The sequence below is a fragment of the Variovorax sp. WDL1 genome (genome assembly GCF_001541225.1).
Taxonomy (GTDB): domain Bacteria; phylum Pseudomonadota; class Gammaproteobacteria; order Burkholderiales; family Burkholderiaceae_C; genus Variovorax.
This window is the reverse complement of the sequence record NZ_LMTS01000312.1, coordinates 1-252: the sequence shown is the minus strand read 5'-3', so window position 1 is coordinate 252 and position 252 is coordinate 1. Positions and strand designations below refer to the sequence as shown.

1 protein-coding gene is annotated in these 252 nt (G+C 67.1%); it reads left to right on the top strand.

The genetic code is table 11. From position 1 onward, the window contains the following. A partial coding sequence (locus tag APY03_RS36035) for an autotransporter-associated beta strand repeat-containing protein (protein WP_157103513.1) occupies positions 1–252 on the top strand: 252 nt, incomplete at both ends.

Genomic DNA, 252 nt, shown 5'->3' with positions numbered 1-252 from the left:
ACACCGGGACGACGACCATCAACCCCGGCGCGGTCCTGGATACCGCGGCGTCCGGGACCGGAAACGGCAGCGGCATCACCAACAACGGCACCCTGTGGTTCGAACAGGACTCGAGCGGCGCCGTCAGCCAGGACATCAGCGGCATCGGCGAGCTGGTCAAGTTCGGCGACGGCACGCTCACGCTCTCCGGTGCCAACACCTACGGCGGAGGCACAGTCATCTCGCAAGGCACGCTGTCCGTCGCCAAAGACG